This is a genomic window from Bacillus sp. SRL543, assembly GCF_984799205.1.
On the sequence record NZ_OZ481794.1, the window covers coordinates 3,234,568 to 3,260,840 of the forward strand.

Consider the following 26,273-nt stretch of genomic DNA (forward strand, 5'->3'; position numbering starts at 1 on the left):
TAAGACTTCCTGATTTCTCAAAACCATCCCTGCCCTGTCAGCTGAAGAAACCTCCCTTCATTCAATACGGAAAAATGTAAATTTATTATAATTAAAAGCAACAATCTTTGCGAAAATAGCCATTGATAAATGTCCAAAGCGGCTACCAGTTGGCCATGCTAAAATTAAACGCCAAAAAGGGCAGCTTCCGCCGCCCTTCAGATTTTTCTTTATAGGATGATGGCAATCAGACCGCCGGAGCCTTCGTTGATGATTCTTTCCAGCGTTTCCTTCAGCTTGTATCTGGCGTTTTCAGGCATGAGTGAAAGCTTAGCCTGAATTCCTTCTCTTACGATGGAGCTTAGGGAGCGGCCAAAGATATCAGAATTCCAGATGGATAGAGGATCGTCTTCGAAATCCTGCATCAGATAGCGGACAAGCTCCTCGCTTTGCTTCTCAGTGCCTATGATCGGCGCAAACTCGGATTCGACATCCACCTTGATCATGTGGATGGAAGGCGCCACTGCCTTCAGCCGTACACCGAAGCGCGCGCCCTGGCGGATGATCTCCGGCTCATCAAGGCTCATATCGGCAAGTGAAGGTGCCGCTATTCCGTAGCCGGTCTGCTTTACCATTTTCAGCGCATCGGAAACCTGGTCATATTCAGCTTTTGCATGGGCAAAGTCCTGCATCAGTTCAAGCAGATGATCCTTGCCGCGGATTTCAACCCCCACAATTTCTTTCAGGATCTCATCATAAAGTTCATCCGGGGCAAACAGGTCGATTTCTGCAACTCCCTGGCCCATTTCTATTCCGGCAAGACCCGCCCTGTCTATGAATTCATAGTCGCTGAAAAGGTGGACAACACGGTCTACATCACGAAGCCGTTTGATATCCTTGACTGTTTCCTTCACTGCTTCCTGGTAGCTTTCGCGAAGCCAGTGATTCTCCCGCAGGACCATCACCCAGCTCGGCAGATTGACATTCACTTCAAGCACCGGGAATTCGTACAATGCTTCACGCATTACGCTCAATACGTCTGTTTCCCTCATGCTTTCCACACTCATAGCCAGCACAGGGATGTCATATTTCTCAGACAGCTGGACCCTCAGCGCTTCAGTGTTTGGGTGATGAGGCTGAACGCTGTTGACGACCATGATGAAAGGCTTGCCGACCTCTTTCAGCTCCTCAATGACTCTTTCCTCAGCTTCAAGGTAATTGGTGCGCGGAATCTCTCCAATCGTACCGTCTGTTGTGATGACAACGCCAATCGTCGAATGCTCCTGAATTACTTTTCTTGTCCCGATTTCCGCAGCTTCATGGAAAGGGATCGGTTCTTCATACCAAGGTGTAGTAATCATTCTTGGACCATTTTCATCTTCATAGCCTTTGGCGCCAGGCACCGTGTAGCCGACACAGTCTACCAGCCGGATGTTGACATCCAGCCCCTCTGCCACCTGGACGGAAGCTGCCTGATTAGGAACGAATTTAGGCTCCGTCGTCATGATGGTTTTTCCTGCCGCGCTTTGAGGGAGTTCGTCCTGTGTGCGCGCACGTTCTGCCTCATTGCTCATATTAGGAAGCACCACCAGCTCCATGAACTTTTTGATAAACGTGGATTTACCGGTGCGGACAGCACCAACTACCCCGAAATAAATATCACCGCCTGTTCTTTCGGCAATATCTTTATAAATATCTACCTTTTCCAAGTGATCCCCTCCTGAATCTTGAGTTAGTGGGATAATATTATCCTATCATTCAATAATTTTTGGACATTATATATTTATGACGTTGTCCTATTTCTTTATGACAGTTTTTTTAATTTTATCCCCCATACTCTCCCTCTTTGAAAAGCTATTGCTCTCTATACGCTGAAAAATTGCTTTAAAAAGAAAAACCCTTCTCCTACAATATATTTTGCAGAAGAAGGGTTATGACTATTTCGCCAAAAAGATTGGTTCTCCTTTGGCATTGATTGTATAGGGAAGCGAATAGGCAGGCACAAAGAGAGAATCTTTTCCAAGAAGAGCGCGTATATCATCGCCTTCCTTATATCCGTGGTCCTTGGCATTTTCCAACGCTTCATAGAGATCAGGCAGATAGTCTACGTAAACGTCTCCATTTCCGGAAACAACAAAATGGAGACTGCGGCTGGTGTACGGACTTACAGCCAGCGGCTCCTCTTTAAAGCCAAGAGCTGCATAATCGAGCGTATAGACATGATCGGAAATTTTTTCTTTATATGGCGGATAGCCCTGCAGCTTGATGCGGACTTTAATATCCCTTATCGTCTCAGCCATCCTGAGATCGAACAGCTTTACTTTCGGATTTTCTTCAGCATCCATGATCACATACTGGAAGATGCCTCCCGATTCAAAAGCATTACCTGGCGGCTCTGCCATATATTTTGGCGTGATTTTTTTGAAGTCTATCGGATATTTCTGGTAAATCGGTGTATTTTCCTCCCTCGTCTTTATAGGAAGGATGCCCCCGTTGTCTTCCTGAAACTGATCAACAGCGGACTGGACCGAGTTAACCTGATCCTGATAAGGTGTCTGATTCTGCGAACGCTTGTCCGCCGGATACATGCACCCGGCAAGCAGAAAGGATAAAACCGCTGTCATCGACAGCATGGCCAGCTTCTTTTTCATAGATTCCAATCCTTCAGGTTTTTTAAATTTGTTATTCATTGGTGGGTCCGCTCAAAACGACAAACAGGATGATTAGCCCGGAAACAATCATTAGTGCATACGCAATAAGGGCGAAAATGAATTTAAGCGGTTTATTGTTTAATTTATACCGGCTCAGATAAATCATTAATATTGATATGAACATGAACCCCATTGAAGCTAAAGATACCCACATCTTCATTAAAGCAGGCGACATTGTCTCACTCCCTTTTCCGAAATGTATTATATCATACAGGCTGAAAATGAATCAAAAGCATTTCGCATAAAATGCGAGCACCTGCAGGAGATTTTCGCTGAGAGATGATGACAAAAAAAAGAGCCAAAGAGAGATGGGGCAATCTCTGCTTTGGCCTTATGCGACTAAATAACCCATGCACCATGTTCATATCACCAGTTTGCTTCGTTGCATTGTATGCAGGAAGTTCCTTTCCCGCATCCTCGAATGCCTAAATTTTACTGTTCCGGCAAAAATAATTATCTGCTTTCAAAGAAAGGCATTTAAATCACTTGTCAACCCTGTCTTCAAGCACGTTTGCAAGGTCTTCCATTTCATGTGTTTTTCCTCTTGCCATCAGCTTGTCGACGGATTCTTTCGGATCAGCTCCATTGAACAGTACTTCATACAGCGCCTCAGTGATGGGCATTTTAACATTGTATTTTTCAGCCAGCTGGTACGCAGCTTTCGTCGTTCTGACCCCTTCTACAACCATCCCCATATTATCAAGGACTTCCTGGAGGCTGTGGCCTTTTCCAAGAAGGTTTCCTGCTCTCCAGTTGCGGGAATGGACGCTCGTACAGGTGACGATCAGGTCGCCGATTCCAGTCAGCCCCGAGAAAGTCAGCGGACTTGCGCCCATTTTGGTGCCCAGCCTGGCAATCTCTGCAAGTCCCCTGGTGATAAGGGCCGCTTTGGCATTATCACCATAGCCGAGACCATCGGTGATTCCTGCTGCCAATGCGATGATATTCTTCAGCGCTCCTCCGATTTCCACGCCAATGATATCCGAATTCGTGTAGACCCTGAAGTTATGGTTTATGAAAAGATCCTGTACATGCTCTGCCGCTTCAATATTTTTGGAAGATACAGTGACAGTTGTCGGATGGCGGAGGCTCACTTCCTCCGCATGGCTTGGACCGGAAAGGACCACAACGCTGCCGAGGGCTTCACTCGTGAATTCTTCCTCAATCATTTCAGATATCCTCAGCAATGTATCAGGTTCGATTCCTTTGCTGACATGTACGATGGTGAGGGGCACACGCTGAAACTCGTTAATCTTCCTGGCGACTTCCCTGATGGCCTTTGTGGGCACCGCCAAAATCAGCGTATCCACACCATCAAGGGCCTCTTCCAGTGAGCTGAAGCCTTGAATGCCTGAAGGCAGTTTTATATCAGGCAAATATTTTTGATTGGTGTGCTGTTCATTGATTTCCTTGATCTGTACAGGGTTATGCCCCCAGAGCCTGACATGGCGGCCATTGTCAGCCAGCACCATGGCGAGTGCCGTGCCCCAGCTGCCTGCACCGGCAACGGTTATCTTGCTCGATTGATCCAGCATACAATCACACCCTTTTTATTTTCTTTCCCGTGCGAATATTTTAATTGGAGTGCCTTCAAATCCAAAAGCATCTCTTATGCGGTTTTCAAGAAAACGCTCGTAGGAGAAATGCATAAGCTCAGGATCATTGACAAACACCACGAAAACAGGCGGCTTGACAGCCACTTGAGTTGTGTAGTAAATCCGCAGGCGCTTTCCTTTATCGGTAGGCGTTGGATTCATTGCCACTGCATCCATGACGACATCGTTCAGGACGCTCGTTTCCACGCGCATGCTGTGGTTCTCGCTTGCCTGGTTGATCTGCGGAATCAGTGTATGAATCCGTTTCTTTGTCAAGGCGGACAAAAAGACGATCGGCGCATAATCTAGGAATTGGAAATGCTCCCTGATATTCGTTTCAAACGCCTTCATCGTTTTTTCATCCTTCTCAACAGCATCCCATTTATTTACGACAATCACGACAGCACGGCCAGCTTCATGCGCATAGCCGGCGATCTTTTTGTCCTGCTCAAGAATGCCTTCGTCGGCATCAATGACGACAAGGACGACATCTGACCGCTCGATGGCACGCAAAGCCCTTAGTACGCTGTATTTTTCAGTGCTTTCATATACTTTCCCTTTTTTCCGCATCCCAGCTGTATCAATGATTACATACTGATCACCATTATAAGTGAGCAGGGAATCGACAGCATCGCGCGTCGTGCCTGCAATATTTGAGACAATGACCCGCTCTTCACCGAGAATTGCATTGACGAGGGAAGATTTTCCCACGTTCGGACGCCCGATCAGGGAGAACTTGATGACATCATCGCCATAGTCCTTGTCCTTCGTGTCAGGGAAATGCTTTGCTGCTTCATCAAGCAGGTCCCCGAGCCCCAGCCCGTGGGAACCTGAGATCGGAATTGGCTCCCCAAATCCAAGTGCATAGAAATCATAGATCTGGTCGCGCATATCGGGGTTGTCAATCTTATTGACCCCCAGCACTACTGGCTTCTTTGATTTATAGAGTATTTTAGCGACAGCTTCATCAGCTGACGTAACGCCTTCCCGCCCATTGGTCAAGAACAGGATGACATCAGCTTCTTCGATGGCGATTTCAGCCTGCTGCCTGATCTGCTCCAAAAAAGGCTCGTCCCCTATATCGATTCCGCCGGTATCGATAATATTGAAATCGAGATTCAGCCATTCAGCTGAGCTGTAGATCCTGTCTCTGGTCACACCAGGTATATCTTCGACAATGGAGATTCTTTCTCCTACTATTCTGTTGAAAATCGTTGATTTTCCGACGTTTGGACGTCCTACAATGGCGATCACCGGTTTTGCCATGAACATCACCCTTTCAATTTTATATACTTTAAACACTGCTCGAAAGAGTCAAATGAATTGCTTTCAACATCATCCTGATTTGTCAGGATGGCCCGTGTATAAAATAAACCCTTCCTGTTTGCAGAAGGGCCTAACCTAATCATTTTATCAAAGAGGCAGATTCCCCGCAACGAAAACATTGGAAGAACCATCAATGCTTGACAATTACATACATTTCATCTGTGAGTGAGTGGGCAATGCCGTCTAAAATGGCTTCAAGGTTGGCAGCCACATGCTCCATCTCTTTTTTGTCGTCACAATGAAATACAGCTGCCCCTGAAGGTGCCTTCTTTGGGTTCGTCGTAATCACTGCCAGGATAAATTTCTCAATGACCATTTCCGCTCTTCCTTTCCCGTTCAGACGGCATCCTGATGGCATTTTCAAGCGTCGGCACACTGCCGATCACCTTGATGGCCCTTTCAACGTCCTTCTCCTGGGGCAGAAGAAAAACCCCGACTCTTCCATCATCCAGATCACGCTTGGCGAGAGGGACGAGTGCAGGTGTGCCGGAGTCCCTGTACACACCCATTGCGATTGAGACATCGTGAAGGATCGCCTGCCTTTGTCCAAGATTGGCGATGGTGGAACGTGCATCGAAGGATTTGGGCTTTAATATGAACCCCATTCCATACCTCAGCACTTCCTCCTGCCTCGCGGGAAGCCCGATATTCATGATATAAATATTGTCAACATAAAGGCCGGCGCCGTCAAAGCGCGGTTCCATATATTCAATTTCCACTATGTCCCCGAGCTTCCCGCCTGCCATGAGCTTCTTTGATATCAGCACTGACAGAATGGCTGCAATGATGCCGGCCCAGATATTGACCACAATATAACAAAGGGTGCTGGCCAGGCTAGTGAAAATTACAAGATAATTTCTGCTTTCAAAAGCAACGGCAATCCCCTCGATATAGGTTTTTCCTCTTGATACCAACTCATATGAATCCAGTTCTGCCAGGGTATTTCTTTCCATATTCCTGACCTCCCGGAACTGGCTTGCTGCAAGAGTCAAAAAGGTCACGGCTGTAAAATCCTGCTCCAGAATGGAAGGGACAGCAACCGTCCCGAGAGCTGCGGCAATGAAGCCCAGGGCCAAGTGTATGATTTTACCGTGCAGATATGTCGGGTACTGCCGGTAATCCGTCCGCAGCATGTACATCCTTGTGGCCGTTCCGACTATCAGGCCAAATACAATCGGGTATGTATAATCACTCATAATATCTTTTGCTTCTCCTTTTCCAGATTGGCTGCCTGACGCTCTAAATATGCTGCCAGCTTGGCAAAACTGTCCCAAAGCAGCAATGCGCATGCTGATAAAGCTGCCATGTCAAGGAACGCGAATGACCACGCCTCATAGGACAGGGAAAGTCTATGCAGTACCAGAGAGAAAAGGAGGTCTCCCTGGATGGCACCTGTCAGCATGGCTGCAATCCGCTTCTTGCAGTCAGCAAAAAGCACGGCAGATAAAACAAACATGATGGCTGCCAGCATCCATTCTTTTTTGAAAATCACCCAAACCGGGTCAAAAAGGGCGAATAGCTGAAAGCTTGCGTATGCAAGCATGATCATAAAAACTGAAACAAAATAATATACCGCTCCAAGCCCCGTAATCCGGGCAGCCTGGACATAGCAGCAAATTAAAATGAAAAGCCCTGCTGCCGAAATATGGATGCCGCCTAAAGTCAATGTATAAGGCGAAACAATAATGGCGATCAGCAGGCACGCCGATAAAGCCATCCTGCCCTTTTGCGTCCTGCCCATAAAAAATACCGCTGCAATCCAGCAGCACCAGGCACCCATATAAAAGAAAAAGCCTTCCACATAACCACCACCTATCATTTCCATTATGGGTAATAGTTATGTACTTTAATCTTTTTTACATAAACTTTTATCCTTGATCCATCTTATATAAAAGGGGGTGTGTACAATGGGAAAAGACCGACAAGAGAAAAAATTAAAAGCGGGCGGAAAAGTCGAATCTGACCGCGATCAGGCCCTTCACTATCCAGGCGCCACCAAACTCCAAAGCCCGGAAGAAGCACGGAGCATGAACGACTCTAAATATAGCTAGAAAAGCGGAGGGCGCTTGCTCAGCCCCGACAAGCATAAGACACACAAGAATAAAAGGCGTTCTTTGCCTTTAATTCTTGTGTGGCTTATGACTCGAGGGGCTAGCGCCCGGAGCTGGACAATAGAAAAGCGGAGGCGACTGTTCAGGTGCGACAAGCTTAAGGCGCTTTGGAATTGAAGGCGTTCTTTGCCTTCGGTTCCAAAGTGACTTATGACTCGAGCACCTAGGAGCCGGAGCTGGACAAAGAAAAGCGGAGGGCGCTTTCAAAGGTCCCTCTTCTATGGCTAGAGCCACTATTTCTCATTTTTTCCATAATAGTGGTCCTACCTCCGTTAGCTGGAACCACTATTTTCTTCTTTTGCCAGAATAGTGGTCCTACCTCCGGTGGCTCTTCTATCGCCTTGATTAGTGGTGTTCAATGTTTAACTATGCAATGCAAAAAAGCTCCCGCTGTAATAAAGCAGGAGCTTCTTCCTATATTTTCCTTCGGCTAAAAACTTTTGTGTCTATCTCGCGTTCGGACAGCCAGTGGTGGGTTTTGCCTGATATGATGAATGGGGCTCCCTGGAGGTCCTTTATCGTTTCAGCGCCGAGCGCAGCCATAATAAAGGCGAGCTCCTCATGGAGGGTATGTATTTCCTTTATCAGCTGTTCAGGACCTTCGCTCACAAGAATCTTCAGCAGGTATCCTGCCATAGCGGCAGCATCTGCACCGCAGGCAATGGCTTTTGCTGCATCAAAAGCTGTCTGGACGCCGCCGGAACCGATGATGCCGACTCCAGTTTCTTCTGCCTTTACCTCAAGGATAGAGGAGGCAGTAGGTATTCCCCAGCCATTAAAAAACGAAAGGAACCTTTCTCTTCTTTCATTTTCAATCCTGGCAAAGTTAGTGCCGCCAAATCCACCGACATCAATGGCTGAAACACCAGCAGCTGCAAGCTTTGCAGCACTTTCACTGCTGGTCCCGAAACCGACTTCTTTTACAATAACAGGCACATTGACGTTTTCACAAATAGATTCAATCCTCTTGAGGGCACCCCTAAAATCCCGGTCCCCTTCTGGCATCGTCAGTTCCTGCACTACATTCAGGTGGATCTGCAGAGCATCCGCTTCAATCATCTCGATTGCCCTGTTAGCCTGTTCGACATCCGCTTCACTTCCCAGGTTGCCGATAACAATCCCCTTCGGATTTTCCTGGCGCACAATTCTGTATGAATCCCGTTCGGCAGGATCCTTCAAAGCTGCCATTTGCGAGCCTACAGCCATGGCAAGGCCTGTTTCAGCCGCGGCCATCGCCAGCTCCTGATTGATTTTAAGGGTTCTTTCACCGCCGCCGCCTGTCATCGCATTTATTAAAATTGGCGAACTTAAAGTAAGTCCGCCAATTTCAGTTTCTATTTTCACTTGATTCACTGCAGAATCAGGCAAGCTTTGGTGAATAAAATCAATATCATCAAATCCGGCAATGCGCTTTTGGCCTGTTGAAAGGGCAAATTCTATATGATCCCATTTCCGTTTTGATCTGGACAAATTATATCACCATTATTTTTTAAGATTCTTTAACTGATCGCCGATCATTTCTCCAAGCTGGAAGCCTTTTGTTTCTTCAGGCATCTCATAACTTGTATCATAGTCAGCTTCTTTTTCTTCGAGATCCTTGATGCTCAGAGACAGGCGCTGGTCGTTTTCATTTACATCCAGGACCTTCACTTGTACCTGCTGGCCTTCTTCAAGTACCTCATGCGGAGTGCCGATATGCTTGTGGGAAATTTGAGAAATGTGTACAAGTCCTTCGACTCCCGGGAACACCTCAACAAACGCACCATAAGATACAAGGCGTCTCACAACTCCGTCAAGAGTGCTTCCTTTAGGTGCCTTCCCGGCAATATCAGACCACGGCCCAGGCAATGTTTCCTTGATGGATAGCGAAATGCGCTCATTATCCCTGTCAACACTCAGGACTTTTACCTGTACCTTCTGCCCTTCTTCCACTACATCGGAAGGCTTTTCAACATGCTCATATGACAGCTGGGAAATATGGACAAGTCCATCAATTCCGCCGATATCAACAAATGCGCCGAAGTCAGTGATGCGCTGGACAGTGCCATCAAGCACCTGGCCTGCCTGCAGGTTAGCCAGTATATCCTGCTTCTGCCTGCCCTTCTCTTCCTCAACAACAGCTCTGTGTGAGAGGATGAGGCGGTTTTTCTCTTTATCAAGCTCCACGATTTTAAAAGATAGGGTCCTTCCCTTGTAATCAGTGAAGTCTTCCACAAAATGTGCTTCCACAAGCGAAGCTGGTACAAAGCCGCGAACGCCAAGGTCCACTACCAGACCGCCTTTGACAACGTCTTTAATTTCAGCGTCAAAAACTTCGCCGCTGCTGAATTTCTCTTCAAGTGTGTCCCAGGCCTTCACTGCATCCACTTTGCGCTTAGACAGGATGAGTGCCTCTTCCTCCACCTTCAGTACTTCCAGGTCCAGTTCATCTCCTTCAGCCACTGCATCTTCAGCCTTTTCGATATGAAGGCTTGAGAGCTCGCTGATCGGGATGATCCCGTCAAGCTTGCTGTCCTGGATATCCACGACAACCTGCTTTTCTTCCACTTTGGTGACTTTCGCAGTTACGCGGTCGCCCACCTCAAAGTTTTTCACTTCAATCGAATTCATTTCTTCTGATTGATTCATCTCTTCTGACATATGTAATCCTCCTTAATCCAATGACTGCTTCCAATCTTTTATAGTAGATGTGATATTTTCACAGCGGAAAACAAGGTCCTAAATTAAAGACATAGAATATTCTAAAAAGATGCCTTTCCTCTAACTTCTTACAAATAGCTTTATTTGTCAAGCAAGAAGGCTTATCTATGCTGATCAATAAGCTGGCGGATTTCTTCCATTATCATTTCCGTCACTTCGTCAGCGGACGCTCTGTTTTTCCGTGCTTCATCCATGTCCAGCGGCTTCCCGTACACAACCTTCAGTCTCTTAAACGGCTTGTATGGGCCTATAATCGCACAGGGTACAACATGGGCGGGTGCCCTTAAAGCAAAGAATCCTGCCCCTGCAAGGCCTTTTCCCAATTCCCCTGTTTTACTTCTAGTACCCTCAGGAAAGAGCCCTAAAACATTTCCTTCCTTCAAAAGGGCAATCCCTTTCCTTAAAGCTTCCCTGTCGCTCATGCCCCTTTTTACCGGAAAGGCATTCAGGTTCCTGACTATACTCCCAAGTACGGGAAGATTGAACAGTTCTTCTTTGGCCATGAAATGAACCGGCCTTGGAGCAGTAATGCCAACAACCGGGGGATCGAGATTGTCGATATGGTTGCTGCACAGCAGCACGCCCCCCTCAGCCGGAAAGTTCTCCCTGCCGATCACTTCAAAACGGTATATCGGTTTCAGTGCGCCATAAACGGCTGACCTTACAAAAGAATAGAATGTCAAGTCAATCCGATCCTTTCTTCAGCAAGCAGCATGATTTTCTCTACTACTTCTGAAATAGCAAGTGAGGTAGTATCAATCACCACTGCATCGTCAGCTTTCTTAAGCGGCGCTACTTCCCTTTCAGAGTCCAGCTTATCCCGGTAAGCAATATCGGTTTTCAGCTGTTCAAGATCTGACGGGTAGCCTTTTTTTACATTTTCCTGATGCCTCCGCATGGCCCTCTCATCAACTGAAGCAAGCAGGAATACTTTTACCTCGGCATGGGGAAGGACATGGGTCCCGATATCCCGTCCGTCCATTACTACACCGCCGCCCATCGAAAATGCTTTTTGCCTGCTGACCATCTCTTCACGGACTCTCCGGTGCTTGGCCGCAATGGATACAGAATTGGTAACAGCTGCTGTCCTTATCACTTCTGTAACATTTTCACCGTCCACGAGGATGACCTGCCCTTGCTCACCCGGAAGCAAGTCGATCTGGATGCCTGTGAGGATATCCATCAGCTTATCTTCATTTTCCAGGTCGGCGCCTGCTTCAATGGCTTTATATGTCAGCGCCCTGTACATGGCCCCTGTGTCTATATAAATATATGATAGCTTTTCAGCCGCAATTTTTGCCACCGTGCTTTTGCCTGCTGCTGCAGGGCCATCAATGGCAATCGAAATTTTTTTTACCATATTTCCTCCTGTTACGTTTCCAGTTGGGTTTCTCTAAAACTCACAAGAACCATTTTAACATATTATCTCCTGGTTTTTTATCACTATTTTGACCCTTGCACTGCCTCTAAAGGTTTATAAGCATATAAAAAAGCAGGCTCTTATGCCCGCTCATTTTCCGCTGAAAGTTTCCAGCAGCTCCTCAAAGCTATTCTTTGCCACACCTTCGTACTGGGCAAGCTGCTTCAGCTCAGGCATTACATCATATTTATGGAGCAGTACCTGGGCCGCGAGCAAAAAGAGCAGTTGAATAATGACCGCTTTCACGATAAGCCGTTCAAGCATCTTCATTTACATCCCCGCCTGTTGACAATCTTATTAACATTATTGGCATCAGGACAGGCATTTATTCGTTAAGCTTCCAGGCCTTTTTTCTTAAGGGCAAGCTGCCTGTCAAAACAGAAGCGCAGAAGAAGCTGCCTGTCTGACGGTCCCAGATCTGCAAACTCGATCGATGCCTTATTTTTAAGTTCATTGTGCTCTATGATTCTTACAATTTTTGCATCTACTTTCAAGTAATGATAGTCGCCATTCTGAAGGGCCAGCACCAGCAATAGTTTAATAGGCATGCCGGCATCGAGCGGGCTGTCTTTATCCACCAGCAGACTTGCCCCGCCGGCACTGATGTCTTCCGTCACCGCCTTAAAAGGAGAGAACTCCCTGCCAATCGGCTGGACAGCTGCATCGATGGCTGCTTCGATCCTCACGTACTGCCGCCTCTGGATTTTGATAAGCTGCTTTGGACCCGGATAAGATAGGATCATCAGCGGTATATTCTGCTTGACCCTTCCTTTTACTTCTGCAGTAAATAAGTAAACAGACCCATCTCCTGAGACGAATGTCGCTTTAAGCTGCGTGCCGTCCAAAAGGAAAGCTGTTTTCCCTGTCTTTACATTGACCGGGTAATCAATGAACAGGGCATTTTCGTCCTTTTCGGCCAGCTTGCATCTATATGTTTCTTCTTTATGTCCATTCACTGTTTCAAGTGTTATTGAATCTCCAATTTTCATCATGCTGACCCACTCTTTCTTGCTCTCTCTTAAGTAATTCCTTTCCCCATGCATGATGGCAAAAGGATAATCCTGTCATTTAATTATGACACGGGACCCATGAATGAATCAAGGACTTATATAGTTCAAAAGACCTGTTTATAATGCTGAAAAGCCCGGGATTATCCCCGGGCCCTCCTGCGTCTCCTTAAACAACGTCTTCGTATATCGGTTCTGCATTCTGCAGCTTATCCACTTTTTCTTCAATGCCTGAATCGGCATTAATATAAATACGGTAAGTGTCGTCACCCATCGTACCCAGGAATTCATGGCATAATACCTCCTGATTGAGATCATTAATGATGACGGCGAGTCTAGTTTCCTGGATCTTCAGCTTAGGGTTGATCTTGTCCCTGGCCTCTTCCTTGCTTAGCTCCGCTTTAGGCAGCTCCCTTGTATGGTGGGATTTAAGATAATCTTCTGCTGAAAAGCCGATCATCTGCCCATTATCAAGCGCTACCTTTACTTTTATCGAATCCGGATAGACCCTGATATCATCTTGTTTGGATACAAAAGTAAATACACCGACGTGATCGTATTGAGTACTTTCAAACAGATCCAAATCCTTGAATCCATTGTCACTCAGGAATTTAATGGCTCTATTCCCGGCTTCATTCAAACTGACAGCCTGGTCGTTTACATCCCGGCTTAAAATATACCAGATCGGATATCCGCCTTTTTTAGTTATATCCATATTGGCTTCCCTGCCGGTTTTAGGGTCCTGTACAGAAACACTGTAGAAGCCGAAGTCAGAGCCTTTTCCGTTTTCTGTTACTTTTACAGCCGCCTTTTTCCCCATTCCCGCATATTTCTCAGCAATGGAGCGGGCTTTGTCTTTAGAAATGGTCTCTCCTTCTAAATATTTATAGTTAGAGTCTTCTTTCTGCATATTGACCATGGCAGGGCCGAAATCAGTTTCCCCATAGCTCTCAACTGTCTTTTCCACCGTTTTGAACCCGTCGATGATCGTATTGTCCATCGGCTGTTTGTTGGAGGCCAGCGCCATTTCTACGTCCATCCATCTTAGATTGTTCTTCAGAACCATATGCTGAACCTTTCGGAGCTCCTGCTGGATATCGGCCGATTCTTTATAAAGCCCCTGAAGCGCTTTATACTCTTTATCTGATAAAGGTTCTTTGTCCAGATCCCTGACTGCTGTGCGGTAGCTGAAATCCCCGATCTTCGCCAGGAAATCTTCCGTCTTATTGAATGGCATCAGTGTAAGCGGCAGCTGACCTACATCACTGTGGGCCGAAGATGTTATTTTCCAGACATCAGCAAGCGCCGGTGAAAGGGATTCCCTGGAATTCATGGCCAATGTTGTCCCGATTTTGTCGTGCAGCAGGTCGGTTTGGTATGTCAGATCATGAAACGCCCTTTGATAGCTGTTTTCTGCATTGATAAGAATCGCATTCTTTTCCCGGTGCTCCTGGTAACCCCAGAAACCTGCACCTGCAGCTCCAAGGGCGAGTACCGCAATAAGTATCCCTCTAATCACTGTAAACCACCTCTCTATTCACAGAAAATATGTTTGCCGATTTTTTTGATTTGCGGCCGCGTCCAAATCCATCCGCTTGTCGCGGTATCAGGATTGAAATAATAGAGCGCGCTGCCGGTAGGATCCCAGCCGTTCATAGCGTCCATCACTGCTTCTTTGGCAGTTTCATTGGGTGTCAGCCAAATCTGGCCGTCTGCCACAGCCGTAAAAGCGCGCGGCTCGAAAATCACGCCTGAAACTGTGTTGGGGAAGGTCGCACTGTGGACGCGGTTCAAAATGACAGCTGCCACAGCCACCTGGCCTGTGTAAGGCTCTCCCCTTGCTTCTCCATAAACTGCGTTTGCCATCAGCTGAATGTCATTCTGCGAAAATCCTGACGGGATATTGGCAGCAGAAGGCTGCTTGGCTTGAGGTTTTGCCGGGGCACTTTGGCCTCCGCCTCCGCCCTGCCCGGCACCGCCAGACGGCTTCTTCTGTTTGTCCAGGTCAACGCCGCCATAGTGGGTGAATTTATTGCCTTTGTTGACTTGTTCTTTTACATACTGTTCGTTGTATTTGGAGGCTTTTGCGAGTTTAGCCTTTGTTGACTGGCCTGCAAGCCCATCAATCGGCAGCCCGAATTCGTATTGGAAATTACGGAGCGCCCAATAAGTTCCCCATCCAAATACCCCGTCGATTTTTCCGTTATAAAAACCGAGGTACTGAAGCCTTGACTGAAGTTCAATGACATCATCGCCGACAGCCCCATGCTGTATGACCTGGGCTGAAAAAGCCTCTGCTTTTTCCGAAGGCCCCAGCAGCGGGAGTGCGGCTGCAAAAAGCGGAATGAGCAGAGCCAGCTTAATCACCAATAATTTGTTTTTCATGGTTAGCAACCCCCAGATGATAATCTAATTAACATTAACCCTATTTTTTTCAGTTGCTGGGTTTTTATGCAATTGAAAGCAATTTGGCAATAGTAAATATATGGAATGCAATGCTTTTCCTCAAAAAAAAAACCCTTCACCTAGGGGTAAAGGGTTTTCTGATAATCAAAGTTCTCCTCGATAGGTTTCATGCTCATTGCCCTTGCAATCTTGACCTTTTTAAGGCCATACCACCAGAGGAAAATCATGAAGGGCACCATAATAAACTTCCAATGTTCCTGGGATACGAGAATAAAGTCATAAGTTCCGTGAAGGATAAACGGCAAAAAAAGTGAGAGGCTGATCCACTTTTTCCTCGATTCAGCCGTAAACTTGCCCTTTCCAATATAGTAGCCCATGATGACGCCGAATAAAGCATGGCTCGAAACCGGCAGCAGGGCACGGCCAATCGCAAATTCCAGACCATTGGCAATCAGATAGAGGATATTTTCCGCAGTGGCAAAGCCCAGGGACACGCTTGCACCATAAACAATGCCATCATACGGCTCATCAAAGGTTATATGCTGATAAACTGTATAAAATAAAATAAACCATTTAAAGAATTCTTCGAGCATGCTTGCAGAAAAGAATGCACTGACAATATCAGATTGGACAATCTGCTCAGTTTCAAGGACATACTGGATGAACATGATCGGGAACACCAGCAGGGCGCCAAAAAGAAAAGTCCTGAATACCATTGAAACCGGCTCAGAATCGTATTCATCCTTCAAATAAAAGTAGCTAAGCAAAGCCAGACCAGGAGCTATTCCGGCAGATAATATTCCCAGCATGAGCTGTCCTCTTTTCAATCTGTTTTCTTAATCGTATCATGATATTATGATAATGAAAATGGATTAATCATAGATCAAGCTATTTAATGGGGAAAAGGCAGCGGTACAGGATTCCCATGAATTATGCCCTGCCTCAGCATTTCCTGCAAATCATCGTGGAGGCTATAAAAATGACAAAGAAAAAAATACTCATCATTCATACAGGCGGCACAATTTCAATGAGTGAAGATGCTTCAACCGGAGCCGTGGTTCCTACTGAAAAGAACCCTATGACAGATAAAACGAATGAACTGTTTGAACTGGCTGATATCATCGTAGAAGAGCCTTTTCATCTGCCTTCCCCGCATATCACACCAGTAGAAATGCTTGTGTTAAGGGATTTGGTAGACAAGCACTACCGCCTGGGCAATATTGACGGAGCAGTTATCACCCACGGAACGGATACACTCGAGGAAACAGCTTATTTCCTTGATCTTACCCTTCAGGCGCCAATCCCTGTGATTGTTACCGGTGCCATGCGGTCAAGCAATGAGATAGGCTCTGACGGACTGTATAATCTGATTGCCTCACTGCGGGTGGCTGTAAGCAGCGAAGCAATGAATAAAGGGGTCCTGGTTGTCCTGAATGATGAGATCCACACAGCGGAGAATTGTACTAAAACCCATACCAGCAATGTCTCAACTTTCCAAAGTCCCCAATATGGACCAATCGGGATCGTCACTAAAAGAGGGGTGCTCTTCCACCACTCGCCACTCACCAAGGAAAGCTACCAGGTATCCGATGTATCCAAAAAGGTCGTGCTCGTTAAAGCACATGCCGGAATGGACTCTTCATTGCTGCTGGCCATTAAAGACCTGCAGATGGATGGAGTGGTAATTGAAGCGCTTGGACAGGGCAATCTTCCGCCCGCCGCCGCTGTCGGGGTCCAAAGCCTGATAGAAGCCAATATCCCTGTTGTCCTTGTGTCCAGATGCTTCAATGGGATTGCCCAGGATGTATACGGGTATGAGGGCGGAGGCAAACAGCTGAAAGAGCTTGGAGTTATTTTCTCCAACGGCCTGAACGGCCAGAAAGCACGCCTGAAACTGCTGATCGCCCTGACCCTCACTGATGATATGGAGCATATTGAAAGGCTTTTCCAAGTATAAAGAACAAAAGCGCATGCGCCTTGAACACCCTTAAGGAACGCAGAAAAAGAGCGCCACGCCCTGCGGCAACGTCTGCATGACCCCCTTCCCGGGGACCTCAAGACGAACCGCTTTCTTTGCCTTTTTGGGAGGTTTGGCTTGTGACCTCGGTGCAGCTGCTAGACGTTGATCAATAATTGATCATACTCTACAAGGCTTACAAATTAAAATTTTCCTAAACAAATAAAAAGGGGCACCGGATGGAGGTGCCCCTTTCATATTCAGCTGTTTGATTCACGCTTCTTTATAGCTTCTGCAATTATGCCGCCATGAAAGCGGCCATTTTCAATGAATATTTCATTTGCATTATTGCCGGCTGCGATCACGCCTGCGATGAAAATTCCTTCAATATTGGTTTCCATGGTTTCTTCACTATAATGCGGACGTCCTGAAGCAGGGTCGATGCCGACTCCCATCTTCCTGAGGAAGGTGTGATCGGGATGGTATCCGGTCATGGCAAAAACGAAATCATTTTTTATTGATGCCCTTCTGCCATCCTTCTCATAAATGACTTCGCTCCCGGTGATTTCTTTTACCTCGGCCTCAAACTCCATTTTCACCTTGCCTGTCCTTGCAAGCGATTCAAATTCCGGCAGGATCCAGGGCTTGATGCTCTGGGAATATTCGCTTCCCCTGTACAGGACCGTTACCCTGGCCCCCGCTTTGTTCAGCTCGATGGCTGCATCCACGCTCGAGTTCTTTCCGCCAATCACCACTACATCTTTATCGAAATAAGGATGGGCTTCCTTGAAATAGTGAAACACCTTCGGAAGGTCCTCCCCTGGAATATCAAGATAGTTCGGGTTGTCATAATAGCCTGTCGCAACAATCACATATGGTGCAGTATATATGCCTTTATCCGTCTGGACGATGAAGCTTCCCCCAAGGTCCCTGGTTACCCCAAGGACTTTTTCATAAGCACGGATATTGAGTTCTTTCCTTTTTGCCACTTCCCTGTAATAAACAAGGGCCTGATTCCGCTGAGGCTTATAGTTCTCAGTGACAAAGGCCACCCCTCCGATTTCAAGCTTTTCAGCAGTGCTGAAAAAAGTCTGATGGGTCGGATAATGATAGATGGCATTGACAATATTTCCTTTTTCAATAACAAGCGGATTTTTTCCCGCTTCCTTCAGCGCAATGGCTGCCGCAAGCCCGCAGGGGCCTCCTCCTATTATAATCGCATCTTCCGAATTCATATGTCAGCGCTCCTTACATAAGCATTCTCTTTTGACTGCCCCGCCAGACAGGCAGGGCAGTGTTTATATTTTATCCTTCACAAAACAGCAAAAAAATCTCCCATCAATTTATGATAGGAGATTTTGAACAAACATTCAATGATATGAACTTCTGTCTTACACCCAGCCGCGGAATCTGGAAGCTTCAGCTGTTTTCCGTACGCCTACCATATAAGCAGCAAGCCTCATGTCCACTCTTCTTGTCTGGGCCGTATCGTAAATATTATTGAACGACTTGCACATGATCTTCTCGAGCTTTTCTTCCACTTCTTCTTCAGACCAGTAGTATCCCTGGTTATTCTGAACCCATTCAAAGTAAGAAACGGTTACTCCCCCGGCAGAGGCCAGAACATCCGGCACAAGCAGGATGCCCCTTTCTGTAAGTATCTGCGTTGCTTCAAGAGTAGTAGGCCCGTTTGCAGCCTCGACTACGATGCTTGCCCTGATATTATGGGCATTTTCTTCGGTAATTTGATTTTCAATGGCAGCTGGAACAAGGATATCGCAATCAAGTTCCAAAAGTTCTTTATTGGTGATTGTATTATTGAAAAGCTTGGTTACCGTCCCAAAGCTGTCGCGGCGGTCAAGCAGGTAATCAATATCAAGCCCCTCAGGATCATGCAGGCCTCCGTACGCGTCCGAAATGCCCACTACCTTGGCACCGGCGTCATGCATGAATTTTGACAGGAAGCTTCCGGCATTCCCGAAGCCCTGGACGACGACGCGCGCTCCCTGAAGGTTGATTCCTTTTTTCTTGGCAGCTTCCCTGATGCAGATCGTGACGCCTTTGGCTGTTGCTGATTCCCTTCCATGGGAGCCTCCGAGAACAAGGGGTTTTCCTGTAATAAAGCCAGGAGAATTGAATTCATCTATTCGGCTGTATTCGTCCATCATCCAAGCCATGATTTGAGAGTTGGTAAACACATCTGGAGCCGGAATATCTTTGGTAGGACCCACAATCTGGCTGATTGCACGGACATAGCCTCGGCTGAGCCTTTCCAGCTCACGGAAGGACATATCTCTTGGATCACAGACAATCCCGCCTTTTCCGCCGCCATAAGGCAGATCGACGATGCCGCACTTAAGGCTCATCCATATAGAAAGGGCTTTCACCTCTTTTTCCGTTACTCCCGGATGGAAGCGGATGCCGCCTTTTGTCGGCCCAACAGCATCATTATGCTGTGCCCGGTAGCCAGTAAAGACTTTAACAGACCCATCATCCATTCTGACAGGTATTTTAACTGTCATCATGCGGATCGGCTCTTTCAGCAGTTCATATACCTCTTCAGGATATCCCAGCTTTTCGAGAGCCTTATGAATAACAGTTTGAGTTGACTTTAAAACGTCATGTTTGTCTTCTTTATTTGTGTTTCCAGTACCGTTCTCGGCTACCATTTGTAAACCTCCTAAAAAAATCACTTTGCATTTTGTCCGTATTCATGACATAGTATACACCTTTGTTTGATTTATGCAAGAAGAAAAATACACTTTTCGGCATTTTTTGATTACTTGATGAAAACGCTGCCAACACTGATATAATGGGAATTTTCAGTTATTTTCACATTAACACTTTTCCCTTATTAGCGTAAAAAAAACGCCATATTTCCGATATCTCAAAAATGGGCTCAATGCTATACCAAAAAAGTTTGTAGACGCACAAAAAGACAGGCTGCCGTCAAAAAAATACCCAACCTGTCTTCTTCTATTAAATTCTCCTGGGTTAATGATTCTATTCAAACAAACAGCGCCTGCCGGCCGGGTAGACTCTCAGAAATAATGGCTCAGTGTTTCAATTGCGCTATCCGCAATGATTTCCCTGCCATATTCAAGAAGCCTCCAGCGGGTGACAAGGGATGTACTGCCATATTCAGCAAGCATACTGGCAAGCTTTTCTGCATCTTCTGCCAGGATATCATCGAACAATAAGTAATAGCGTTCCTCCATATGATAGAGGCTTCCGCCACTCAATCCCATACCGGCCAGCCTCCTTGAAAGCTGAATGACATCCTCCACATCCTTATACACAAATAGGAGATCTTCATTGTCATCAATTACAACCTGCATGTCGATAAAACCTTCAGAAAGTAGAAAGTCTTCTTCTTCTTCTTCATCCTGCTCCTGCATGGTTACGATCATCACCATGCCCTGGGCCTGCATGGAGAAAATCTCCACTGCGACAGAACCCTGAATATCTACACCAAATTCATCACTGGCTTCTTCGAGCATCTCATGAAAAAGCTGATGCCATTTCAAAGAGTCCTTCCAAATATCTTCCTTTGTCAGGCCCCGTTCTGTTAAGTCATCTAAAGTCAGGAAAATCTTGATTTTATTGTAATTTAACCTTTCCAAGCGCATGACAATGCCCCCTGCCGTGACCAACTCTTAGTTTAGTGTATGAAGGTTATAAAAGATGGTGAGTCGTCTTACTATTTATTAAGCCAGTTTTAACCGCAGGCGCATTTCCTGCATCGCCGGGCCGATCCGTATAGTGTTCAGGACATTTGTTCCTTTATCCACCGCTCCCAATCACTTTTACCATTCCCTAAAATATAGGAGGCATATTTGTCTTTCTTTTCCCGCGGCATCCGATCCACTGCAAAACCTCCGAGCCCGATGCTCAGTCCTGAATGTTCTGAATACAGTTTCTCAGCTAAATCGAGTGTGCCTTGAAGGTTCTCCCTCATTGTACACGAAAAGAACAGAAATTTGGGGTTCACTGTTTCGATGACCACATCTATGTCTTTCTCGGCGATGCTGGCACCAAGATACACAACTTCAAATCCCTTCCTCCTCAGGAACAGCGTGAAAATGAGCAAGCCCAATTCATGCCATTCGTTCGGCCCGCACACAGCCACTGCCTTTGGCAGGATGGAATTATGGGGAAAAGAGTGGAGGATGATGCCGATCCTTGACCGCAGGATGGAAGAGGCAAAATGCTCATGGGCAGTGGTGATTTCGCCTCTTTCCCATAAGTCCCCTATCTTGACCAATAAAGAGCCCAGTATATCAACCAAAACCTTATCAATTGTATATAAACTGAATGCCTGATTGATCAGATCATGTGCTTTCGATTCATCAAATTGCAGCAATGCGTCCAGGAGCCTGTCCCCCAGGATTTCAGCTTGATTCCCTCCATCCGCCGGACCTTCAGGGTCTGGTTCAAGGACATTATTTTCCAGCAGGGATACTGCCTGGCTGATTGTAAATCCCTGGTCGATTTTGCTGAGCAGCCACCTCAGCGTTTTGACATGTTCTTCTGTGTAAAGGCGATGGCCGGATTCGTTCCGCTTAGGTGCGACCATCTGATAGCGCCTTTCCCACGCTCTTAAGGTGCCCGGCTGGATGCCCAGCATCTTAGAGACAGCTTTGATGTTGTATTTTCCTTCTTGATTGGCCATTTATTATCCTCCGTTTACAGCGTACAGTTTCATACATCCATTATAGGTATCCTGAAGATGTGTGTAAACTTTGTATAGGCTATGGACATCCTTTGTTAAATCAGCCTTTACGCCTAAGACGGACCAAATGGGTCTCCGCCCTGGCACCGAGCCTCAAAGGAAGCGCAGTAGTTCCATATCCATTGCTGATGAGCAGAGTCGCCGCATCCATATCTTTTACTTTCCCTTTTTCATAAGGGCTGTAACCCAGAATGTGTATTTGGCCTCCATGGGTATGCCCGCTCAATACCAGCCGGATTCCATGTTCTTTCTCAAGCTTTCCAATAATGGCCGGATTATGGCAGGCCAGTATCCGGAATCCTGGGGGCCCGGCATCCTGAAGAGCCAGGTCAAGCCGGTCCCTCCCTTTTCCGACATCGTCCACTCCCATGAGGATCATTGTATCCCCATTTTCCGCCTCGAAAGATACAGCGGTGTTATCCAGTATTTTAACACCGGTTTCCAGCAGGAGCGCGTCCAGTTCCCTATGATCAAGCTCATAATCATTGTTGCCCCAGACAAAGTAAGCTGGACCAACTGTTTTTATCTTTTCAATATTCTCCTTGACTGCAGATAATGGCACTCCTTTTTCAGCCAGATCTCCGCCTATTATTACCAAGTCAGCTTTCCCTTTGACCTGTTCAAGAAGCTTATCTGAAACTTTGCGCCGGTGGATATCGGAAATGAAGAATATTGTGACGCTTCCAAACCCTGCCGGGAAATCTTCGAACTCAAGTTCATTATGTATGACCCTGTCCTGAAAGGCTTCTCTTAACATATAGCCAAGGAGGCAGGCTCCAAATAACACGAGGATTATTATGACTGTAAAAATATAAATATCCATACCCGCTCCCAAAGTAACAATCTCTTTACCTCTTCCGGTAAAAGTCTATAGAAATAATACCATATAAAAACGAAAAAATGAAAAGCAGGAATGCCTTCCAAAACCCCATAGAGAATAAAGCCAGAAAGCAGCATGCCAAAGCCCCAATGCAGGCAGCGGCCGCTAACCCGGAGGCTGGCCTGTTCTCATGCCCCCTCCAGCTTTCAATACCTGATTTCAGGCATGAAGCAAAGCTTACAAAGCTGATGCTGAATACAAATGCTGCCGCCAGGAATTCACCAGGGCTTAAGAGCAGCTGGGACAGCGCCGTACCCGGCTTTGCCGGAATGGATACAGGCAGCCACATCATAAATAGGGATCCGCTTGAAAACCCTGACAGCAGCCTGATTATAAAGAAAAGCACAAAAAAATCCCTCCCACACCAATTGTATGAAAGAGGGCAAAGTTTGTGCCGTTTTTATCTAATCTTCATAAATGTCCAAAACCCGGAATCCGGACTCCTCAAGCTTCTTGATGAATTTATCAATATTATCTTTCTTTTCTACTTTCATGACAATCCTGCGGACCAGCTTATCTGTTTCATCGAAGGTAACGAGTGAAATGATATGCTCATGAAAATGACGGGCAATTTCAGAAAGACGGGCAATCCTTCCCTCTGTTTCGACCGATGTAAATGCGATCCTGACCCCAGGACGGTTGGTTCCGAAAGCCGACTGAAATTGGACCATAACGTCAAAGCGGGTCACAGCGCCCAGGAATTTGCCTGCTGCGTCTACTACCGCTAGCAGCGGGAAGTCTTTAAGGTCAAGGAGAAGCCTTTCGAAAATCTCATTCCCGCGGAGGAACACTTCCTTATGATCCGCGATTTCTCTGACCTTAGTTCCTTCTAAATATGTTTCTTTTTCCTGACTTGAATTAAAGTAGCTTTCATAAATCCCGTACCTCGTGATAATGCCGGCATACTTATCTCCATCCAGTACCGGCAGGCCGTCGATCTGATGCTTTTCAAGCTGCTCAAGAGCACTTTGAAGCGTTTCATCATGGCCTATCGTATAGCACGAGTATTTTGGAATCATAACACTTTTGACAAACATGGCCATCCCCCCAAAAAATAACTGACACCCATATATATTCCATGTTTTTTGCCAGATTCCTTTTTTTTTATGGGTGTCTTTATTTTTCATTAATGGCAACTTGCTCTGCTGATCACTTCCCAGCTATTTATTTTCATGATAAAGATTGATATCATAGTTTTTTTTCATCATTTCAAATACAATATGGCGGTTTTTCCATTCTTCTTCCTTTTTCCAGAGATCTTTGCTTCTGTCTACTATTTCGCAGCGCAATGCATGGTATTCCTTTTCCGCCTTGTCCTTTTTTTCCTTAAAAAGATTCATCGTCCCATAAAGCCCTCCTGCCAAAAACAGCAAATATAAATTCGCGCTGTTTGATGCAAAAGCGGAAAACATGCTTGCGAACGAATACGAATAAGGTTCCATAACTGTGTAATATAAATAAATAAGATAAAAAAAGGACACAAACACACCAGCCCACATCACTGCCAGGTGCCTGGCTTTGTAACTGTCAAATTTGCGTTTCCGCTCCACTACCTTCTGCAGCATCTGCCTCGCAGCCTGATCTGTCCGCTCATCCAGCATTTTAATATATGTTTCCATAAAATCCCCCTCCCCTGCCATTATATGAGCCTGTCCGGGGGATAATACTATGAAAAGCGGAGGCGGCTTGCTCAGGCATATGACAGAGGGTTCCATCTCCCTTCACTAAGACCCTCTGTTTCTCTTTTTCCCGTTCAGAGGGTGCCAATCCCCTTTACTAAGACCCTCTGTTCCTCTTTTTCCCACACAGAGGGTGCTAGTCCCCTTCTCTGAGACCCTCTGTTTCCCTTTTTTCCGCACAGAGGGTGCTAGTCCCCTTCTCTGAGACCCTCTGTTTCCCTTTTTTCCGCACAGAGGGTGCTAGTCTCCTACTCTAGACCCTCTGTTTCTCTTTTTTCCGCACAGAGGGTGCTAGTCCCCTTCTCTAAGACCCCCTATCCCCCTTTTTGCCGTTCAGAGGGTTCCAGTCCCCTTCTCTAAGACCCTCTGTTTCTCTTTTTTCCGCACAGAGGGTTCCAATCCGCTTCAAACCACAAAAAAACCGGCCCTTAAAGGTACCGGCATTACTGGTTTTGCGGTATTTTCAATACTTGTCCCACGTGGATTTCATTGCCGGACAGCCCGTTTGCCTGCCTGATGATTTCTATCCCGTCCTGTGACTTGAAGTATTTCATTGAAATCCTGAACATTGTCTCGCCCGGCTGCACTGTATGCGTTACATACCCTCCAGCGGTTTCCTTCTGTTCAGGTTCGGCCTTCTCCTGGGCCTCTCCGGCAGCCTTTTCTTTATCTGCTGTTTTTTCCGCTTCTTTCGCGCCAGTTTCAATAGCCGCTGCATCAGATGATTCCTCCGGCTCTTTAGCGCTTGTATCCTGTTTTTCTTCTTGCTTAGCATCTTTATCGGAATCTTTCCCCTGCTCTTCGCCAGCTGCAGACTCTTTCTCCTCTTCTGCCGTTTGCTCTCCGGCTTCAGATGGCTCATCAGCGCCATCGCCAAAGTCCACCGTCTCATAGCTCGTCTTGCTTGCCTCAGCAGCTTCCCCGCCAGGCTCATTGCCCATGGAGGTGTAGATGCTGAAGATTGCGACGGGCAGAAGAATGAAGAAGATGGCCAGCAGGCTCACAACCGGGTACTTCAGCTTCCATTTAGTCTTTTTCTTTTTATGATGGTGAAGGCTGCTCCTCGGGGGGAGCGCTTCTTTTTTCCTGTCCTTCTGTTCCATGCCGCCGTCTATTTTCCTGCGCAGGCGTTCAGCCTGGTCTCTATAAGGATTCTCTCTGTTCATCCAAATCCCTTCCTGTTTCCTCTATATTGTCCTGCTTCCGATACCTGATGGAGATGCCCAGTAAAAAATCAATCAGAAAATGCATCACGATCGTGACGGCAAGATTGCCTGTCTTTAAATAAATGATCCCGATTAGAAAGCTCAATACGATGATATTGATAAACAGGAACCAATTAAATAAATAGCGATAATGGACAGCTGCAAAGATCATGCTTGAAACCAGCAGACCGAAATGAGTCTGAATGATCCCCCTGAACAGCAGCTCTTCACAAAAGCCGACAATAGCCGCAATAAGAGCAATATGCATAGGGTTCCGGTAACGGAATATCCTCTCATTGAGTCCGCCATCATCATAATACGAAGCAGGAACGATTTTCATTAACAGCAGGTCTGCCAGAACAACCGCAATCCCGGCACCTGCCCCTATATATAAAATATTTAAATCTCCCCAAAAAAACAAGTCGAAAAAGGAAGAAAAATCATTAAATAATATAAAGCCGAGAATTGCGGATATCGCAAGGAGCAGCAGCTGTGTTGCATACAAGTGGAACAAAAGGTCTTTGTCGGATAATTCTTTCACTATTTCCATATGCTTTTTTTTCAT

General features: G+C 46.3%; 29 protein-coding genes. 2 read left to right on the forward strand and 27 right to left on the reverse strand.

What is annotated here, in order from left to right:
* Positions 1-209: 209 nt before the first annotated feature.
* The 8 genes from spoIVA to AC4E8B_RS16605 all read right to left on the reverse strand — a co-directional run bounded on the left by spoIVA (position 210) and on the right by AC4E8B_RS16605 (position 7,412).
* Positions 210-1,688: a stage IV sporulation protein A gene (gene spoIVA, locus AC4E8B_RS16570; RefSeq protein ID WP_490214440.1), complete on the reverse strand. Its 1,479-nt coding sequence runs from the start codon at positions 1,686-1,688 to the stop codon at positions 210-212.
* A gap of 228 nt (positions 1,689-1,916) precedes the next feature.
* Positions 1,917-2,630: a YphF family lipoprotein gene (locus AC4E8B_RS16575; protein ID WP_490214441.1), complete on the reverse strand. Its 714-nt coding sequence runs from the start codon at positions 2,628-2,630 to the stop codon at positions 1,917-1,919.
* A 31-nt stretch (positions 2,631-2,661) separates the two neighbouring features.
* A complete protein-coding gene (locus AC4E8B_RS16580; RefSeq protein WP_490214442.1) occupies positions 2,662-2,865 on the reverse strand; it encodes a DUF2768 domain-containing protein in 204 nt (67 codons plus the stop codon).
* A gap of 307 nt (positions 2,866-3,172) precedes the next feature.
* Positions 3,173-4,225, reverse strand: coding sequence for an NAD(P)H-dependent glycerol-3-phosphate dehydrogenase (locus tag AC4E8B_RS16585; protein ID WP_490214443.1), 1,053 nt, complete (start codon positions 4,223-4,225; stop codon positions 3,173-3,175).
* A gap of 15 nt (positions 4,226-4,240) precedes the next feature.
* Positions 4,241-5,551, reverse strand: a complete 1,311-nt coding sequence (der, locus tag AC4E8B_RS16590; protein WP_009794834.1) for a ribosome biogenesis GTPase Der — start codon at positions 5,549-5,551, stop codon at positions 4,241-4,243.
* A 190-nt stretch (positions 5,552-5,741) separates the two neighbouring features.
* A complete protein-coding gene (locus AC4E8B_RS16595; RefSeq protein WP_490214444.1) occupies positions 5,742-5,927 on the reverse strand; it encodes a capping complex subunit for YIEGIA in 186 nt (61 codons plus the stop codon).
* Positions 5,917-6,807 carry a YIEGIA family protein gene (locus AC4E8B_RS16600; RefSeq protein ID WP_490214445.1) on the reverse strand — a complete coding sequence of 297 codons (891 nt, stop codon included), beginning with the start codon at positions 6,805-6,807 and terminating at the stop codon, positions 5,917-5,919. Before AC4E8B_RS16600 ends, AC4E8B_RS16595 begins: the two co-directional genes overlap by 11 nt.
* The gene (locus AC4E8B_RS16605; protein ID WP_490214446.1) at positions 6,804-7,412 is read right to left on the reverse strand and encodes a YphA family membrane protein; all 609 of its coding nucleotides are present in this window, start codon (positions 7,410-7,412) and stop codon (positions 6,804-6,806) included. Before AC4E8B_RS16605 ends, AC4E8B_RS16600 begins: the two co-directional genes overlap by 4 nt.
* A 106-nt stretch (positions 7,413-7,518) precedes the next feature.
* Between AC4E8B_RS16605 and AC4E8B_RS16610 the strand changes: the two genes are divergently transcribed.
* A complete protein-coding gene (locus tag AC4E8B_RS16610; RefSeq protein ID WP_490214447.1) occupies positions 7,519-7,662 on the forward strand; it encodes a YpzI family protein in 144 nt (47 codons plus the stop codon).
* A gap of 474 nt (positions 7,663-8,136) precedes the next feature.
* Here the strand turns inward: AC4E8B_RS16610 and fni are convergent, their stop codons facing one another.
* From fni to prsW, 9 genes are all read right to left on the reverse strand, one after another.
* Positions 8,137-9,192 carry a type 2 isopentenyl-diphosphate Delta-isomerase gene (fni, locus tag AC4E8B_RS16615; RefSeq protein WP_490214448.1) on the reverse strand — a complete coding sequence of 352 codons (1,056 nt, stop codon included), beginning with the start codon at positions 9,190-9,192 and terminating at the stop codon, positions 8,137-8,139.
* A 12-nt stretch (positions 9,193-9,204) separates the two neighbouring features.
* Positions 9,205-10,362, reverse strand: coding sequence for a 30S ribosomal protein S1 (gene rpsA / locus AC4E8B_RS16620; protein WP_490214449.1), 1,158 nt, complete (start codon positions 10,360-10,362; stop codon positions 9,205-9,207).
* A 161-nt stretch (positions 10,363-10,523) separates the two neighbouring features.
* A complete protein-coding gene (locus AC4E8B_RS16625) occupies positions 10,524-11,105 on the reverse strand; it encodes a lysophospholipid acyltransferase family protein (RefSeq protein WP_490214450.1) in 582 nt (193 codons plus the stop codon).
* Positions 11,102-11,782 carry a (d)CMP kinase gene (gene cmk / locus AC4E8B_RS16630; RefSeq protein WP_490214451.1) on the reverse strand — a complete coding sequence of 227 codons (681 nt, stop codon included), beginning with the start codon at positions 11,780-11,782 and terminating at the stop codon, positions 11,102-11,104. The genes AC4E8B_RS16625 and cmk overlap by 4 nt, the downstream gene beginning before the upstream one ends.
* 150 nt (positions 11,783-11,932) lie before the next feature.
* Positions 11,933-12,112: a YpfB family protein gene (locus tag AC4E8B_RS16635; RefSeq protein WP_148974446.1), complete on the reverse strand. Its 180-nt coding sequence runs from the start codon at positions 12,110-12,112 to the stop codon at positions 11,933-11,935.
* Between the two features lie 62 nt (positions 12,113-12,174).
* Positions 12,175-12,834, reverse strand: a complete 660-nt coding sequence (locus AC4E8B_RS16640) for a flagellar brake protein (protein WP_490214452.1) — start codon at positions 12,832-12,834, stop codon at positions 12,175-12,177.
* Positions 12,835-13,018: 184 nt separating this feature from the next.
* A complete protein-coding gene (gene ypeB / locus AC4E8B_RS16645) occupies positions 13,019-14,368 on the reverse strand; it encodes a germination protein YpeB (RefSeq protein WP_490214453.1) in 1,350 nt (449 codons plus the stop codon).
* A gap of 14 nt (positions 14,369-14,382) precedes the next feature.
* Entirely contained in the window at positions 14,383-15,234 is an 852-nt protein-coding gene (sleB, locus tag AC4E8B_RS16650; protein ID WP_490214454.1) for a spore cortex-lytic enzyme, read from the reverse strand.
* A gap of 140 nt (positions 15,235-15,374) precedes the next feature.
* Positions 15,375-16,064, reverse strand: a complete 690-nt coding sequence (prsW, locus tag AC4E8B_RS16655; protein ID WP_490214455.1) for a glutamic-type intramembrane protease PrsW — start codon at positions 16,062-16,064, stop codon at positions 15,375-15,377.
* A 170-nt stretch (positions 16,065-16,234) separates the two neighbouring features.
* Here prsW and AC4E8B_RS16660 point away from each other — a divergent pair, with 170 nt between their 5' ends.
* Positions 16,235-17,212, forward strand: a complete 978-nt coding sequence (locus AC4E8B_RS16660; protein WP_490214456.1) for an asparaginase — start codon at positions 16,235-16,237, stop codon at positions 17,210-17,212.
* A 260-nt stretch (positions 17,213-17,472) separates the two neighbouring features.
* Here the strand turns inward: AC4E8B_RS16660 and AC4E8B_RS16665 are convergent, their stop codons facing one another.
* The 10 genes from AC4E8B_RS16665 to AC4E8B_RS16710 form a co-directional block, all read right to left on the reverse strand.
* A complete protein-coding gene (locus AC4E8B_RS16665; RefSeq protein WP_490214457.1) occupies positions 17,473-18,447 on the reverse strand; it encodes a YpdA family putative bacillithiol disulfide reductase in 975 nt (324 codons plus the stop codon).
* A 156-nt stretch (positions 18,448-18,603) separates the two neighbouring features.
* Positions 18,604-19,881 (reverse strand): Glu/Leu/Phe/Val family dehydrogenase, encoded by a 1,278-nt coding sequence (locus AC4E8B_RS16670; RefSeq protein WP_490214458.1) that lies wholly within the window; start codon positions 19,879-19,881, stop codon positions 18,604-18,606.
* A 372-nt stretch (positions 19,882-20,253) separates the two neighbouring features.
* Entirely contained in the window at positions 20,254-20,841 is a 588-nt protein-coding gene (locus tag AC4E8B_RS16675; protein WP_490214459.1) for a genetic competence negative regulator, read from the reverse strand.
* Between the two features lie 137 nt (positions 20,842-20,978).
* Positions 20,979-21,884: a MerR family transcriptional regulator gene (locus AC4E8B_RS16680; protein ID WP_490214460.1), complete on the reverse strand. Its 906-nt coding sequence runs from the start codon at positions 21,882-21,884 to the stop codon at positions 20,979-20,981.
* Between the two features lie 100 nt (positions 21,885-21,984).
* Positions 21,985-22,767, reverse strand: a complete 783-nt coding sequence (locus AC4E8B_RS16685; protein ID WP_490214461.1) for a metallophosphoesterase — start codon at positions 22,765-22,767, stop codon at positions 21,985-21,987.
* A 25-nt stretch (positions 22,768-22,792) separates the two neighbouring features.
* Positions 22,793-23,170, reverse strand: coding sequence for a hypothetical protein (locus tag AC4E8B_RS16690; RefSeq protein WP_490214462.1), 378 nt, complete (start codon positions 23,168-23,170; stop codon positions 22,793-22,795).
* Positions 23,171-23,228: 58 nt separating this feature from the next.
* Positions 23,229-23,861, reverse strand: a complete 633-nt coding sequence (locus AC4E8B_RS16695) for a CBS domain-containing protein (protein WP_490214463.1) — start codon at positions 23,859-23,861, stop codon at positions 23,229-23,231.
* Between the two features lie 123 nt (positions 23,862-23,984).
* Positions 23,985-24,443 carry a YpbF family protein gene (locus AC4E8B_RS16700; protein WP_490214464.1) on the reverse strand — a complete coding sequence of 153 codons (459 nt, stop codon included), beginning with the start codon at positions 24,441-24,443 and terminating at the stop codon, positions 23,985-23,987.
* 503 nt (positions 24,444-24,946) lie between these two features.
* Positions 24,947-25,669: a LysM peptidoglycan-binding domain-containing protein gene (locus AC4E8B_RS16705; RefSeq protein WP_490214465.1), complete on the reverse strand. Its 723-nt coding sequence runs from the start codon at positions 25,667-25,669 to the stop codon at positions 24,947-24,949.
* Positions 25,647-26,273, reverse strand: a complete 627-nt coding sequence (locus tag AC4E8B_RS16710; RefSeq protein ID WP_490214466.1) for a CPBP family intramembrane glutamic endopeptidase — start codon at positions 26,271-26,273, stop codon at positions 25,647-25,649. Before AC4E8B_RS16710 ends, AC4E8B_RS16705 begins: the two co-directional genes overlap by 23 nt.